Annotated in this window: 12 protein-coding genes; 2 read left to right on the forward strand and 10 right to left on the reverse strand. The window is 65.1% G+C overall.

The genetic code is table 11. The features are described 5' to 3' along the window. Positions 1-31 precede the first annotated feature (31 nt). The 6 genes from AC5ZFO_RS24260 to AC5ZFO_RS24285 form a co-directional block, all read right to left on the reverse strand. Complete coding sequence (locus AC5ZFO_RS24260; RefSeq protein ID WP_282518902.1) at positions 32-781, reverse strand: phosphorylase; 750 nt, start codon at positions 779-781, stop codon at positions 32-34. Continuing rightward, a complete protein-coding gene (gene shc / locus AC5ZFO_RS24265; protein WP_496122736.1) occupies positions 778-2,745 on the reverse strand; it encodes a squalene--hopene cyclase in 1,968 nt (655 codons plus the stop codon). The genes AC5ZFO_RS24260 and shc overlap by 4 nt, the downstream gene beginning before the upstream one ends. A gap of 50 nt (positions 2,746-2,795) precedes the next feature. After that, complete coding sequence (gene hpnE, locus AC5ZFO_RS24270) at positions 2,796-4,052, reverse strand: hydroxysqualene dehydroxylase HpnE (protein ID WP_282518904.1); 1,257 nt, start codon at positions 4,050-4,052, stop codon at positions 2,796-2,798. Next, the gene (hpnD, locus tag AC5ZFO_RS24275; RefSeq protein ID WP_282518905.1) at positions 4,052-4,891 is read right to left on the reverse strand and encodes a presqualene diphosphate synthase HpnD; all 840 of its coding nucleotides are present in this window, start codon (positions 4,889-4,891) and stop codon (positions 4,052-4,054) included. The genes hpnE and hpnD overlap by 1 nt, the downstream gene beginning before the upstream one ends. Further along, the gene (hpnC, locus tag AC5ZFO_RS24280; RefSeq protein ID WP_282518906.1) at positions 4,881-5,765 is read right to left on the reverse strand and encodes a squalene synthase HpnC; all 885 of its coding nucleotides are present in this window, start codon (positions 5,763-5,765) and stop codon (positions 4,881-4,883) included. The genes hpnD and hpnC overlap by 11 nt, the downstream gene beginning before the upstream one ends. Before the next feature lie 192 nt (positions 5,766-5,957). Beyond that, positions 5,958-6,191, reverse strand: coding sequence for a hypothetical protein (locus tag AC5ZFO_RS24285; RefSeq protein WP_028143219.1), 234 nt, complete (start codon positions 6,189-6,191; stop codon positions 5,958-5,960). 457 nt (positions 6,192-6,648) lie between these two features. Here AC5ZFO_RS24285 and AC5ZFO_RS24290 point away from each other — a divergent pair, with 457 nt between their 5' ends. Continuing rightward, positions 6,649-7,146 (forward strand): hypothetical protein, encoded by a 498-nt coding sequence (locus AC5ZFO_RS24290; protein ID WP_282518907.1) that lies wholly within the window; start codon positions 6,649-6,651, stop codon positions 7,144-7,146. 69 nt (positions 7,147-7,215) lie between these two features. Next, positions 7,216-8,049 (forward strand): hypothetical protein, encoded by an 834-nt coding sequence (locus AC5ZFO_RS24295; RefSeq protein WP_282518908.1) that lies wholly within the window; start codon positions 7,216-7,218, stop codon positions 8,047-8,049. A 28-nt stretch (positions 8,050-8,077) separates the two neighbouring features. Here the strand turns inward: AC5ZFO_RS24295 and AC5ZFO_RS24300 are convergent, their stop codons facing one another. The 4 genes from AC5ZFO_RS24300 to AC5ZFO_RS24315 form a co-directional block, all read right to left on the reverse strand. Beyond that, on the reverse strand, positions 8,078-10,444 hold the full coding sequence (locus tag AC5ZFO_RS24300; protein WP_282518909.1) for an efflux RND transporter permease subunit: 2,367 nt from the start codon (positions 10,442-10,444) through the stop codon (positions 8,078-8,080). A 208-nt stretch (positions 10,445-10,652) separates the two neighbouring features. After that, positions 10,653-11,435: an ethanolamine ammonia-lyase subunit EutC gene (gene eutC, locus AC5ZFO_RS24305; RefSeq protein WP_282518910.1), complete on the reverse strand. Its 783-nt coding sequence runs from the start codon at positions 11,433-11,435 to the stop codon at positions 10,653-10,655. A gap of 6 nt (positions 11,436-11,441) precedes the next feature. Then, complete coding sequence (locus AC5ZFO_RS24310; protein WP_282518911.1) at positions 11,442-13,028, reverse strand: B12-binding domain-containing radical SAM protein; 1,587 nt, start codon at positions 13,026-13,028, stop codon at positions 11,442-11,444. Positions 13,029-13,178: 150 nt separating this feature from the next. Then, complete coding sequence (locus AC5ZFO_RS24315) at positions 13,179-14,561, reverse strand: ethanolamine ammonia-lyase subunit EutB (RefSeq protein WP_496122737.1); 1,383 nt, start codon at positions 14,559-14,561, stop codon at positions 13,179-13,181. Positions 14,562-14,587: the final 26 nt, after the last annotated feature.

Genomic DNA, 14,587 nt, shown 5'->3' on the forward strand with positions numbered 1-14,587 from the left:
ACCGGGCCCTTTGTTTTATCGCATCAGGAGGTCAGGCCGCCTTGGAGACCAGGGCCTCGCTGTCGACGAGCTCGGTGCCGATCAAATAGTCGCGGCAGCCGCGCAGCGAACGCAGCGCGCGGTTGAAGTCGATGCCGGTCGAGACCAGCGCATGCAGCGTGGTCGGATTGCGCACGATGCCACGCAGCACGGCTGCGAGATCGATCTGGCCGTTCGGCTTGATGGCGGCTCGGGCGAGCGCCGGCAGCGCGCGATGGGCGGGATCGCTGATGACGCGGACCGCGGCAAAGGGCAGCCCGGCCTCGGCGGCGTAGGCGGCCGCGATGTGGCTCTCCATGTCGACGGCAGAAGCTCCGGTTTCCGAATGCAGCGCTGCCTTGCAGGACCGCTTCGTGACCACCTCCTCGGCGCCGGCAAGGCTGCCGCGCACCACACGGCGGCGTCCCGACGTCAGGCGGTCGATCAGGTCGTCGCCGAGCGAGAGGCCTGCGGCCCAGCGGGTATCGCCGGAGAGCACCTCGGTCGCCAGCACGACGTCGCCGGAGCGCAGCGTCGGGTCGAGCCCGCCGGCTACGCCGAACGAGATCACACCGCGAATCGTCTCGGGATCCACCACCGTCAGCAGCGCCCGCAACTGGGCCGGGCTGCTCGACGAGCAAATGACCGCCATTCCGGGCCCAGCCGCGATACGGGCCTCCTGAACCAGTCCAGTCACGATCAATATCGGCCGCGGGTCGATGGCATTACCCACGGTAAGATAGTCCCCCGTCCCCAAAGTCACATCCCGACCCCTACCACCCTGCTGTTGGTGCTCCGCAAGTTCCGATACCGCGCCAACGCCCACAGCGGGAAGAACTTCGGGTAACCATGATACCGTAGATAGAATACACGGGGAAAGCCTGTGGCGGTGTACCGCTGCTCGTCCCACAGTCCTTTTTTGTTCTGTGTTGCAATCAGGTACTCCACCCCGCGGGCGACGGCCGGGTGATCAACCTCGCCAGCAGCCATCAGGGCAAGCAAGGCCCATGCCGTTTGCGAGGCGGTCGAGGGAGCGGCCTCCCAGCCCTTGTAGTCGAGGCGGTAGCTGACCGCGTCCTCGCCCCAGCCGCCGTCCTTGTTCTGGATCGAGGCCAGCCAGTCGGCGGCTTTCCGAATCATGGGGTCGTCATGGCGGACGCCGGCCATGTTGAGGGCACAGAGCACCGACCAGGTTCCGTAGATGAAGTTCATGCCCCAGCGGCCGTACCAGGACCCTTCCGGGTGTTGGGTCTTCCTGAGATAGGCGACCCCGTCGGCCACATGCTTGCTGGTCTTCTCGGTCTCGCCGAGTTGGGCCAGCATGGAGATGCAGCGCGCGGTGACGTCCTCGGTCGGCGGATCGAGCAGCGCGCCATGGTCCGAGAACGGGATGTTGTTCAGATAGTATTCGAGGTTGTTCACGTCGAAGGCGGCCCAGCCGCCGTCGTCGCTCTGCATGCCCTCGATCCACTCCCGGGCGCGGTCGATCGCGACGTCATAGCCGGTCGCACCGTGCTCGCGTCGCATGCGGTCCATCGACATCACCACCACCGCGGTGTCGTCGAGATCGGGGTAATAGGCATTGTTGTACTGGAAGGCCCAGCCGCCCGGGCGCACGTCGGGCCGCTTCACCGCCCAGTCGCCCTTCACCTCGAGCTCCTGCTTCGGGATCAGCCAGTCGAGGCCCTGCTTGGCCGCAGGCACGGCCTTGTCACCGCCGGCTTCGAGCAGCGCGTGGGCGGTCAGCGTCGTATCCCACACCGGCGAGACGCAGGGCTGGCAATAGGCCTCGTCGCCCTTGATCACGAGCAGCTTGTCGATACCCCGGCGCGTGACCGCGCGCGGCGGATAATTCTCGTCCTTGCCGAGCGCGTCATACATCATGACGATGTTGGCCATGGGCGGATAGATCGCACCCATGCCGTCCTCGCCGTTGAGGCGTTCCTCGGTGAAGGCGAGCGCCGCATCGATCGCGCGCTGGCGCAGGCTCTTCGGAAACATCGGCTCGATCACGCGCAAAATGCCGTCGAGCGCGCGGAACAGCACGAACCAGGCCATGCTCTGGTGCGGCGCCTTCGCGGTCATGCCGATCGAGCGCGGATCCTGGAGAAACAGCTCGTCGATCCCGACGCCCTTCGGATTCTTCGCCAGCGGCTTCAGCGCGGCGAGAACCATCAGCGGCACCATGGTGGTGCGCGCCCAGTAGGAAATCTTGTTGAGGTGGAACGGCGACCAGAACGGCAGCAGCACGATCTCGATCGGCAGCACCGGCACCGCGCGCCAGGTCACCACGCCGAACATCGCAAGCAGGAAGCGCGTGAAGACGTTGCTGTTGATCGCGCCGCCGCGGGCATGGATCGCCTCGCGCGCACGCACCATGTGCGGGGCGTCGACGGAATCGCCGATCATCTTGAGCGCGAAGTAGGACTTCACGCTCGCGCTCATGTCGAACTCGCCGTCATGCACGAGCGGCCAGCCGCCATGGGCGCCCTGCACGCGGCGGAGATAATTGCCGATCTTGGCCTCGAGCACGGCGTCCACGGGCTCTGCGAGATAATGGCGCAGCAGGACGTATTCGGCCGGAATCGTGCAGTCGGCCTCGAGCTCGAACACCCAATGGCCGTCGGATTGCTGGAAGCCGAGAACGCCATCCGTCGCCGACGCAATGCTCGATTCCAAGGCCCCGGATTCTTGGGCTTCGCGGCTGGTCGCGTTCACGGCATCCATGTCGCTCGATTGCTCCGATAGTCGATTGAAATTGACCGGGACTTTGCCCGTCAGGGCCGCTTTGCGGCCAAAACCAGATCGGCGGCGCGATCACCGGACCGTACCGATCCCTCGATGGTTGCAGGCAATCCCGTAGCAGTCCAGTCGCCGGCAAGAAACAGGTTTTTCAGCGCAGTCGCCGGCCCCGGACGCAGGGCATTCTGGGCCGGCGTCGCCGCAAATGTGGCACGGCGCTCGCGAACGATCTGCCAGGGGGGCAGCTCGCCGGAAACCCCGCCCGCCTTGCAGACGTCGTTCCAGATCGCCTGCGCGAGTTCCTCGCGCGGCATGTCGACCAGGCGGTCGCCATTGCTGATGGTCACGGACAGCCGGTTCGGGAACGCGAACAGCCATTCCACGACGCCGCCGATCACGCCGAGGATCGGCGCCGAGCCCGGCGGCGGCTCGAACCGGAAATGCGCGTTCACGATGGCGCGGAATTCGGTCGGCGTCTTCAGCCCGGGCAGCAGGCTCGCGGCGGCACGCGGCGGCACCGCCATCACGACGACGTCGCCCTCACCGAGCTGGATCACATCCTCGCCGCCGAAATTCAGCGCGCTGGCCTTGCCGTCACCGGTCGTAAACGAACGCAGCTCATGGCCGAGCTGAACGGTGTGGCCGCGCTCCTGCAAGAACTTGACGGCAGGCTCGATCAGCACGGCGCTCAGGCCGTCGCGCGCGATCAGCGGCCGGCACGCCTGTCCGCCGGCAAGCAGCGTCTCGCGCACGATCGCGCCGGCAAGCCCGGCCGAGCCCTCGGGCGGATCGACGTTGAGTGCCGCAAGCAGCAGCGGCTGCACCAGCCGTTGATACAGGATGCCTTCGCAGGGAATGGACTTGCCGACCAGCGTCTCCTCCGACGCCCAGATCAGCGGCGCCAGCTTTAGATAATCGCCGAGGCCGGTATCGGGAACGCGGCGGCTCTCGTCGAGCACCCAGGTCGGCAGCCGGCCATCGCCGAGATCGATCTGCCAGCGTTGCCCGGTCTTGATGTCGACGAACGGAAACTGCGCACGTTCGGGGCCGACGAGGCCCGCCTCGGTGCCGATCGAGCGGGCATAGGTGCGCGCATGGCTGTTGCCCGACAGCAGCAGATGATTGCCGTTGTCGATGGTGAGATTGGTGGCGCCGTCGAAATAGGAGCGGCAGCGGCCGCCGGCCTGGTGCGTCGCCTCGTAGACGGCGACCTTGAAGCCCGCATTGGCGAGCCGCACGGCGGCGGAGAGGCCGGAAATTCCAGCACCGATGATGTGAGCTGTCTTTTGCATCAGATGAAAGCGTAACGGAGCAGGATCAGGATGCGCGTGACCTTCGACACACGCACGGGCTCGCGCGGCGCGTTGAAGCCGCGCGCGATCAGGAGGTCCAGGATGGAATGGTAGTACTTCGACATGATCCGCGGCGCGCGCACGGCGCGGCGCTTGTTGCGGTTCATGATCTCGTCAGACTTCTCGAAATGCGCCTTCGCACGCTGCGTCAGCGGCTGGCAGACCTTCGGCAGCGCGCGCTCGGTGATCACGCGGTTCGGGTCGTTCGATGTGATGCCGGCGTGGAGCAGCGCCTCGCGCGGCAGATAGAGCCGGCCGAGGCCAGCGTCCTCGTCGATGTCGCGCAGGATGTTGGTGAGCTGGAGCGCGCGGCCGAGATGGTAGGCGAGCTGGATGCCGTCTTCCTCGGGCAGGCCGAACACCCGCACCGACAGCCGTCCCACGGCGCTGGCGACGCGATCGCAGTAAAGATCGAGCGTCGCCATGTCGGGCGCGCGGATGTCCTGCGGTACGTCCATCTCCATGCCATCGACGATCGCGAGGAAATCCTCGCGCTTCAGCCCAAATGTCTTCACCGAGCCGACGTAGTCCTTCAGCCGCGGCGGCGGATGGCCCTGATAGAGCGCGTCGATATCGTTGCGCCACTCCTGAAGCGCGGCAAGCCGCTCGTCGCGGGGGCCGTCGGAATCGGCGATGTCGTCGACCTGTCGGCAGAAGCTGTAGATCTGAAACATCGCTTCGCGCTGGTCATGCGGCAGGATGCGCATCGCAGCGTAGAAGGAGCTGTTCGATGCCGTCGAGCCGTAATTGGCGCTGGGCGAGGTCGCCTCAAGCGTCATGTGCAGTCCCCGGTCTTGAAATGGCCTTGCGTCCGATCGCGCGGCGGCCGACTTCGCCGATCATGCCGGCGAGGCTGAAAGTGAGAAGTTCGAACTTGTTCAGATGCACGCGCTCGCGCAGGGGATCGCGCACCTTGAGCAGGCGCACGATGCGGTCGGCATAGGCCTGGATCACCGCAACGTCGACGCCGAGACGGACATCGCGGATCTCCGCAGCTAACGACCTGCCCTCGTCGAGCAGGGCTGCGTTGCGCACGGCGAGCGCATGAAGGCAGGCCAGCATCGCCGGCGGCGACTGCGTCAGCCCGAGCTGCTCGACCGAGGCGCCACTCGCGGCCAGCGCGTCGCGCGGCAGATAGACGCGATTGAGCTCGCGAAAATCCTTGCCGCAATCCTGGAGGTGGTTGTTGATCTGGAGCGCCGCGCAGAGCGCGTCCGAGGCCGCCCAGGTCGACGTGCTCTCGCCGTGGACGTCGAGCATGAAACGGCCGACCGGCATCGCCGAGTAGCGGCAATAGTGGATGACCTCGTCCCAGTTTTCGTAGCGCAGCTTGGTGACATCCATGCGGAACGCGATGAGCACGTCGAGCGCGTGGCGCGGCGCCATGCCTCGCTCGGCCAGCGCCCGCCGCAGAATGACGGCTTCGGCCTGGGTGTCGCCCTCGCCGAGCAGTTCCGCCTCGAGCAGGTCGAGATAAGCGAGCTTCTGGTCGGGCGGCAGCGTCGCGTGATCGGCGATGTCGTCGGCGGTGCGGACGAAATTGTAGTACGCCAGGATCAGCGCGCGATGGCGCGGATGAATGATCCAGGACGCGACGGGAAAATTCTCGTCGCGGTCACCCTTGCCGGATCGCAATTCGCTCGCAGAGGTCATCGAGGGCTGGTTTACAATCGTTTGGACAGGAAGGGCTTTTTCGCTCGCGCGGGCTCATGCCGGCGATGCCGCCGCGGCCCCCATATAGGGGAATACGGCCGCAAAACCAATCCTGTCTCTCGATGGCTGCCCTTCCGGATCCGGCCCGAAAAGGCGGCCCCGGGGCCGCCCTCGGTGGGCCAGTGGCCGAGCTTACTGGTTGTGGGTCTTCAGGACCTGGTCGCAGGCCTGCGAGATCTTGGCCCGGTTCTCCTTGAGGCAGGCCAAGATGGTGAAATCGCCCTGGTCGATGACCGGACGGCAGAACTTCTGCACATCGCGCGTGCAGGCCTTCTGTTCCGCGTCCGTGCCGCGTCCTGCCTGGGCGAATGCCGCCGTCGAAAGGGAGGCCGACAGCAGGGTGAGAGCGACGAGAAGCTTACGCATTGTATTCCTTCATTCTGACGGCAGAACCGCACCGATCCCGGACAGCACAGGCGGACGACCGGAACGGATTGTTCTGATGGCAAGTCGCCGCGGAACGTGCGGCCTCGGAGAAGGCACAAGCACTGGCAAATGCGGCCAAATTGGCGCCACAGCCACCAAATCAGGTCTTCCCTCGCTCTTCATTGGCAGATGTAAGAGTTTGATACTACGTCATAATTCTGGCACACCGCGTTTTGATGCGCACCTGTTGCAGAGCTGCATCTCTCCGCCCTGCTTTTCCCGCCAGAAACACAGCGAAACAGAGAGAATCGCGCAGCTTGACCTGGCGCGAGGGCGTCGTGAACCGCCGTCCCTGGCTGTCAGGCTTTGAACCAGACACAGGCTCGGAACACTAAACTTTCGATGTGGCGAGACGTTCATCCTAAGCGAACGTCGTTCGAAAACGGGATATTCAAAAATGCAATTCTTTGGGCGATCTGGACAGGCAATCAAGGCGGCCGGCATCGGGGCTGCGCTGCTCTTCTCAGTCTCGACAAGCCATGCTCAGTCGTCCGGACCGTTTGCAGGTTTCGACGGTGCATGGAGCGGCACTGGCACGGTGTCGCTGTCCGATGGCAGCACTGAGCGCATCCGCTGCAAGGCCGACTACAAGGTCGCAGGCACCGGCCTCAGCCTCAAGCAGGCCCTGCACTGCGCGTCCGACAGCTACAAGTTCGACCTCACCAGCGACGTGACGAGCCAGGGCGAGCGAATCTCCGGCAACTGGAGCGAGACCAACCGCAACATCTTCGGCAACCTCCAGGGCACCGCCGGCGGCGGCCAGATCGAGGTGTTCGTCGAGGCCAACGGCTTCGCCGCCAACCTGTCGCTGCGCACAAACGGCACCAAGCAGACGGTGCAGATCAGCTCGAAGGGCGAGATCCGCGGCGTCAACATCACGATGACGAAGGGCTGACGCCCTTCCCGCTTCGAGAGGAATACGCCTCCGGTTCTCGCGAGCCGGGGGCTTTTTGCTGACACGGACATGGACCCAATTCGCAGACATCTGCTCAAGGCCGCCGGGCTCTTCGTAGCCAGTCGCGCCTTCGCCAATGACCAGCCGGGAGCGAGCATGCAGCCTTCGTCGGTGAAACCGCGTCACGTGCTCTGCTTCCTCGGCAAGGACGAGAGCCTGCTGCATCCGCCGAAGGCGGTGGCCAAGACGATCGCGGATTTCAACTTCGAGATCGACCACACCTATTCGCAGGCCAAACCCGATCCGCACATGGAGCGGTCGTTCGGCGTGTGCTGGGATCGCGTCTTCCCGAAAGCCTGGTCTGCCGCGGACGAAGCGGCCGTGGCCAACCACAAAGCGGTGCTCTATTTGCTGAGCCCGACGCTGGAACAGCAGAAGGCAGTCGCCTTTTCGGCGGCGGCCTTGCGCATCGTCGAGGAGATGATCGAGGCCGGCGCCACCGCCGTGAAGGGCGAAAGCGCAGGCGTTGCCCACGGCCTCGAGCGGTGGCGCAGTCTCGGCGATCAGGCACGCAAGGGCGCAAAGACCAGTCAGGGCCTTGGCATGACCCTCGCCGTCGCCAAGGCGTGTCGTCTTGCTTTCGCCAAGCGTCCGCTCGGCGGCGATCGCTATTACGAGACCGTCGGCTATCACCTCGTCGGCTTGCCGGAGATCTATGTCGCGAAATCGCGCGGCAACGAATGGTCGGCGGTGATGCTCATGGAGGAGATTGCCAACGCCATGGCCGAACACGGCATCGAAGCGACGCTACGCGATCGCAAGCTTACGCTCTCGCGGGAGCAGGACTACGCCGAGGACGATTTCAAGTTCAATCCGTGCGGGATCGTCCGCGTCGAGGCGTGATCAAAGGGCGGCGTATGCCGCCGCCCGCTCAGATCGCCGGCTTGTCGGGGCCCTGAAGCCTGGCGTGCAAATTGATCAGCCACATCGCCGTCGGCCGCAGGATGAAGAGGTCGGCGACGAGCGCCATCACCATCGAGAAGGCGCTGAGCCAGCCGAACAGCCGCAGCGACGGCAGGTCGGAGAACACGGTGACGACAAGACCGCAGGCCAGCACCAGCGTGGTCAGGATCAGCGCCGGGCCGACCAGCACTGTCGCGCGCTCCACCGCGAGCGCCGCGCCGACGCCCGGCTTGCTCTCCAGCCTGAGGCGATTGAGGAAGTGGATCGTCGCGCTCAAGCCCAGGCCGAACGAAACGGTCAGCGCCACGACACTGGCAAATTGCAGGCCCTCGCCCATCGCCCACAGCACCGTTCCCGACATCACCACCGGGAAGATACCCGGCAGGATGCAGGCGAACATCACGACCCAGGAGCGGAAGGCCAGGCCGATGAAGATCGCGACCAGCGCGAATTCGACGGTGAGGCCGCGGTTGAGCTTCTCGATCATGCCGGCCGAATTGCGCGCGGCAATCGCGGCAAGACCCGTTACCGCGATCTCGTAGCCGGGATGCTTCTTGCGGACGGCGTCAAGTTCGGAATCGAGCTTGTCGACGATCGGTAGCAGCTGACTGGAATCCTTGTCCGGCACGCGGCCTGCGACTACGACGGCATCCTGCTCGGCGTCGATGAAGCGCCGGACCAGATGCTCGGGGATGACGTTGACATATTCCTCCAGCGTCGCGACGTCGGCGCTGCCGGCCTTGTCCGCAAGCCAGCGGCGCAGGGTCTCCAGTGACCAGACGTTGCCGACACCGGCGGCTTTCTCGACGGTCGCATGTACGTCCGCGATGGTCTGGAGCGTCTCCGGCGAGTAGAGCGTCTCACCCTTGGGGAACTGGACCAGCACGTTGACCGGATTGGCACCGGTGAGCTTGGCATCGAGCCGGTCGCTGGCGGCAACGGCCTGGCGCTTGTCCGGCACCTGATCCGCGAGCCGGTAGCGCGGCTCCAGATTGGCGTAGATGACGCCGAGGCCGGCGACGAACAGCACCGCGATCAGGCTGAACAGGCCGGGACGGCCCACCATGCGGACCGCGATCCAGTAGCAGAAATTGCGCAGCGCCTGCACGCCGGCATCCGCGCTCTGGAACTTGGAAGCAAAGACTTTCTCGTTGCGCACGAGCAGCACGCCGAACACCGGCACCAGCGACAGCACCGCGACCAGCGCGATGATGGTGGCGGCGAGGCCCGCCTCGCCGAATTTGCGGATCAGGTCGGAGTCCGAGAATTGCAACGCAATGAAGGAAATGCCGGCGGTGCCGTGCGTCAGCACGCAGGCCGGGCCCACCACCAGCACCGCGTTCTTGAACGCGGTGAACTTGTCCTGGCCTGCGATCAGCCGGTCGCGCGCGGCGAACGTCAACTGCATCGAGTCCGAGAAGCTGATCACCATGATGAGCGGCGTCATCACGTTCAGGAACATATTGAGATTGAAATTGGCCCAGCCGAGCGCACCGAGCGCCAGCAGGATCGCGATCATCGGCGGAAACGCCGCCGCGACCATGAACGAGATCTTGCGGAAGAAGATGATGGCGATAACGCAGCCGGCCAGGATGCCGAGGATGTTGTAGGTCAGCCCGTCACGCTCGACCGCGTTGCGGATCTCGAGCTGCATCACCGGCACGCCGGAGAGCTGCACGTTGAGGCCGGTATCGCCGAGGTCTTCCTTCATCAGCGCACGGATGTCGCCGACGGTCTTGGTCAGCTTGCTGGAGGCGACCACCTCCGGATCGAGCGAGAGCACGATCAGCGCCAGCGTGCCGTCCTCCGACAACAGCTTGCCGCGGATGATCTCGTTGTTCTTGACGGTCTCGATGAACTTGTCATAGGCCGCGCCCTCGGGCAGTTCGGGCGGGAACAGCGCCGCCGGCAGCTTGCCCGGCGCCGGCGCTTGGCGCGCCGAGAACAGCGAGACGAGGCCACGCGTGCCTTCGACCAGCTGCATGTCGGTGACGAAGTCGCGCAGCTTCTCGAGGTTATTCCGCGCCAGGAGGGTCTTGCCCTCGACCACGACGAGGACGTCGAATTCCTCGGCCGGAAACTTCTTTGTCACCGCTTCATACTGGCGGAATTCCGGCGTGTTGGACCGGAACAGCTGCGACAGCGAATCGTCGATCTTGATCCGGTGAATGCCGAACACGGCACCGACGATCAGGGCGAGCAGAACGATGCAGGAGACGATCGGGGCCCGGACGGCGATCAGCCCGATGCGCTCGAGCCCGAAGGCGATCGAGGACGTCGGTCCCTGCTCGACCTTGTCGACATGAACCTCATTCTCGCGGTGCTTTTCGAGCATGCCTTGTCCAGTTCCTAAATCGGCTCGGGTCTGTGAGCTTATTGCGTCCCGCGAACGGCTTGAAAATGCCATACCAATGGGAGGCTTGCCCTTTGAAAATGCGCGGAAAATCGCCGCGAGGGGTTTAGCAGGTCCAAACGCCCTCTCGCAAGCGCGCGCAAGCGCACAAATTGGATCAACATGCGGCGATTTCGACCCTTGATATCGGTCATTCCGGCCGAATCGTCCCGATTCGAGCGGGAGGATCGCCGCTCTCGTCTTTCAGCGCCACGCCGGTGACCTCCCGGGCCATCCCCTCACGGACCAGCCAGGCGATCTTGAAGGCGGCCTCGTCATGGCTCAACCCGGCCTTGTGGATGTTCGAGACGCAATTGCGTTCGGCATCGGTACGGCCCGGCTTCGGCGCGAAGGTCAGATAGGCGCCGAGGCTGTCGGGCGCGGACAGGCCCGGCCGCTCGCCGATCAGTGTCACCACCATGCGCGCGCCGAGAATGGCGCCGATCTCGTCGCCGAGCGCGACGCGCGCGCCTGAGGCGACAACGACATGTCCGATCGCGACGTCGTCGCCTTCCGCGAGCAGCGGCAGCAGGTGAGACACCAGCGCCACCGCATGGGCATGGACCGCCGCCGCCGACAGGCCGTCGCCGATCACGACCGCGAGCTGGCACGGCTCCGAGCCATGTCGTGCCAACAGTTCGGCCGAGCCGGCATCGAGTTGTCGTCCCAGATCCGGCCGCCGCAAATAATCCCTGCGCTCGACCGCCTGGCTCCGCGTCTCGGTGACGATGAGGCCAAGCGCGCGGAGATCGGCGACCAGACGCGGCGCGTCGAACACTGCATGCACGGCATCGCGGGCGCGGGCATGGTCCAGCGTGAAATCCAGCAAGGCCCTTGTCGGCACGCTCGCGCCGCTTCGGCCGAGCGCGACGCGCGCGGGCGTGAGCGACCGCAGATCGAGGGTCGGGCGGCGCGGGACGGCCGGGTCAGACATGTCGCGTCATTCGGCGGGAACGGAGGCCTCGCGCAGCCGCAGCGAATAGTTCGAGGCGTTCTGCTTGCCGCTGGAGGCCGCGCGCGCAAAGGTGATGAGATGGTGCGCGATCAAGGTGCAGCCAATCAGCCCTTCGAGGTCGCCGCGCTTGATGCGTCCGAGCGCAAACTTCCAGAACACGCGCCTGTAGTCGCCGAGCACGCCGACCTTCCAGAAGATGTTGCGTAGCATGACGAGACCGCGCCGGATGTTGGGCCAGGTCTTCATCTCGTCCGGTGTCGGCATCTTCAGGCGGTGCACATAGACGTTGTCGCATTGATATTGGAAGCGCGCGTAGACCTTCTCGGGCTCGTAGGCGACGCTCATGGCGTGCTTCCAGGATGCGACGACCTCGTCATAGGGCAACAGGAAGTCGACGTTGGAATCGCGGCCGTCATCCTCGATCAGGCGTCCCTCGCGCTCCAGACGGTCCCACAGCGGCGTCTTCGGCAGCGCCTGGAGCAGGTTGATCGTGAGCAGCGGAATCCGGGACTCCTCGACGAAGGCCAGCAGCGCCTCCGAGGTGTTCGGCTTGTCGGTGTCGAGCCCCATGATGATGCCGGACACGACCTCCATGCCGTAGGAATTGATCGTTTGCACGCCCTCGAGGATCGGGACCATCATGTTGTGGTCCTTGTGCATCGCCTTCAGCGCGTCGGGATCGGGCGTCTCGATGCCGCAGAAGATGGTGATGAAATAGGCCTCGCGCATCTTCTCGAGGATCTCGGGCCGCTTGGCGATGTTGAGCGTCGCCTCGCAGGCGAGCCGCACCACATAGCCGGTCCGCTTCTGCCATTCGATCAGATGCGGCAGCAGGTCCATCGCCGCCTTGCGGTTGCCGATGAAATTGTCGTCGACGAAATAGACCGTGTCGGTCATGCCGCATTCGCGCAGGCGGTCGAGCTCGGCGATGATCTGCTCGGGCGACTTAAGGCGTGGATTGCGGCCGTAGAGGCCGGGGATGTCGCAGAACTCGCACTGATAGGGGCAGCCGCTGGAATACTGGATGCTGCCGAGGAAGTACTTCTTCACGTCGGCGAGTTCGTAGGCCGGGATCGGAAACTCCGTCATCGGCACGCGGTCCTTGGTGGTGAGCACCACCTGCTCCCCGGGACGCGACGTGTCGCGCGCCAACATCTCGAGCAACTGATTGGTGGCGTCGCCGAGCTCGCCGACATGGAGATAGTCGAACGACGGATAATAGTCCGGGCAGGCGCTGACGGAGGGACCGCCGAGCGCGACCGGGAGATCGAATTCATGGGCGCGGCGGCAGATGTCGTTCATCTGCTGGCGCTGGATGTGCATGCCGCTGACGAAGACCGCCTCCGCCCACGCGAACTCTTCGTTGGTCGCGCGACGGAGATTCTCGTCGACGAACTTGACCTCCCAGTCCTCGGGCAGATAGGCCGCGAGCAGCAAAAGCCCCTGCGGGGGCATGAAGGCGCGGACGCCGTCGGTCAATGGATAGGAATGCTCGAACGTCCCGAACGACGAGGTGTACCGCGGAAACACGCACAGAATCCGCCGGGCCGTACCGTTACTTTCAGCTCGCATCAAAGCTCCCCCGCCACGGTCGACATAGCTGCGGAAATTGCCAGCCAGACCATAGCGTAATGCTGTCGGCGGAATTTCTCAATATTGTGGCAGGACGATAATTCCGAGAGGGACCAATGGTTTCCTATGAGCCCGGGCGCTCCCGCCGCGTCAGGCGATCAGACGCGAGGCAAAATCGGGGAGCAGGCCTGCATCGCCGGCAAGACGGAAATCGGCGCCCGCAATCCCCGACTGCACCAGCCAGTCGTCGAATTCCGGCGCGCGGCGCAGCCCGAAGACGTCGCGGACATAGAGCGCGTCGTGAAAAGAGGTCGACTGGTAGTTCAGCATGACGTCGTCGGCCCCGGGGACACCCATGATGAAGGTGACGCCGGCGGCCGCCAGCAGCGTCAGCAGATTGTCCATGTCGTCCTGGTCCGCCTCGGCGTGGTTGGTGTAGCAGATGTCGATCCCGAGCGGCAGGCCGAGCAGCTTGCCGCAAAAATGATCCTCCAGCCCGGCGCGGATGATTTCCTTGCCGTCGTAGAGATATTCCGGCCCGATGAAGCCGACCACGCTGTTGACCAGCAATGGCGCATAGGCGCGGGCGACCGCATAGGCCCGCGCCTCGCAGGTCTGCTGGTCGACGCCATGATGGGCGCCCGCCGACAGCGCCGAGCCCTGGCCGGTCTCGAAATACATCACGTTCTCGCCGACCGTGCCGCGCTTCTGCGACAGGCCGGCCTGCTGCGCCTCCTTCAGGAGCGCGAGGTCGACGCCAAAGCTGCGATTGGCGGCCTCGGTGCCGGCGACCGACTGGAAGACGAGGTCGACCGGCACGCCCTGCCCGATCAGCGACAGCGTCGTCGTGACATGGGTCAGCACGCAAGCTTGCGTCGGGATCTTCAGCCGGGCGATGATCTCGTCGAGCAGCCGCAGCAATTGCGCGATGACAGCGGGATCGTCGCTCGCCGGATTGATGCCGATGCAGGCATCGCCGGCCCCCAACAGGATGCCGTCGAGGATCGAGGCGGTGATGCCCCTGGCATCGTCGAAGGGATGGTTGGGCTGGAGCCGCGTGCTCATCCGCCCCTTCAGGCCGATGGTGTTGCGGAAGGCGGTGGTGACCTCGCATTTCCGCGCCGCCAGGATCAGGTCCTGGTTGCGCATCAGCTTTGAGACCGCGGCCGCCATCTCCGGGGTGATGCCGCCCGCCAGCCCGCGCAAAACCTCTGATGTCGCCACGTCCGACAGCAGCCAGTCGCGAAAGGCGCCGACCGTCAGCGAAGCCACCGGCGCGAATGCCTTGGCAACGTGGCTGTCGATCACGAGGCGGGTGACCTCGTCGGCTTCGTAGGGGATGACCGCTTCCTGCAAGAACTGCCCGAGCGGGACGTCGGCGAGCGCCATCCGCGCCGCGATCATCTGCTCGGCGCTTGCGGCGGAAATCCCGGCCAGCCGGTCGCCGGAGCGCGGCGGTGTCGCCTTGGCGAGCAGGTCGCGCAGGTCCGGGAATGTGTAGGTCGTGGCGTCGATTGTGTGGCGGTAGACCAAAGGCCCCTCCGGGGTTCATCGGCCAG

The organism is Bradyrhizobium sp. Unk1, assembly GCF_059512345.1.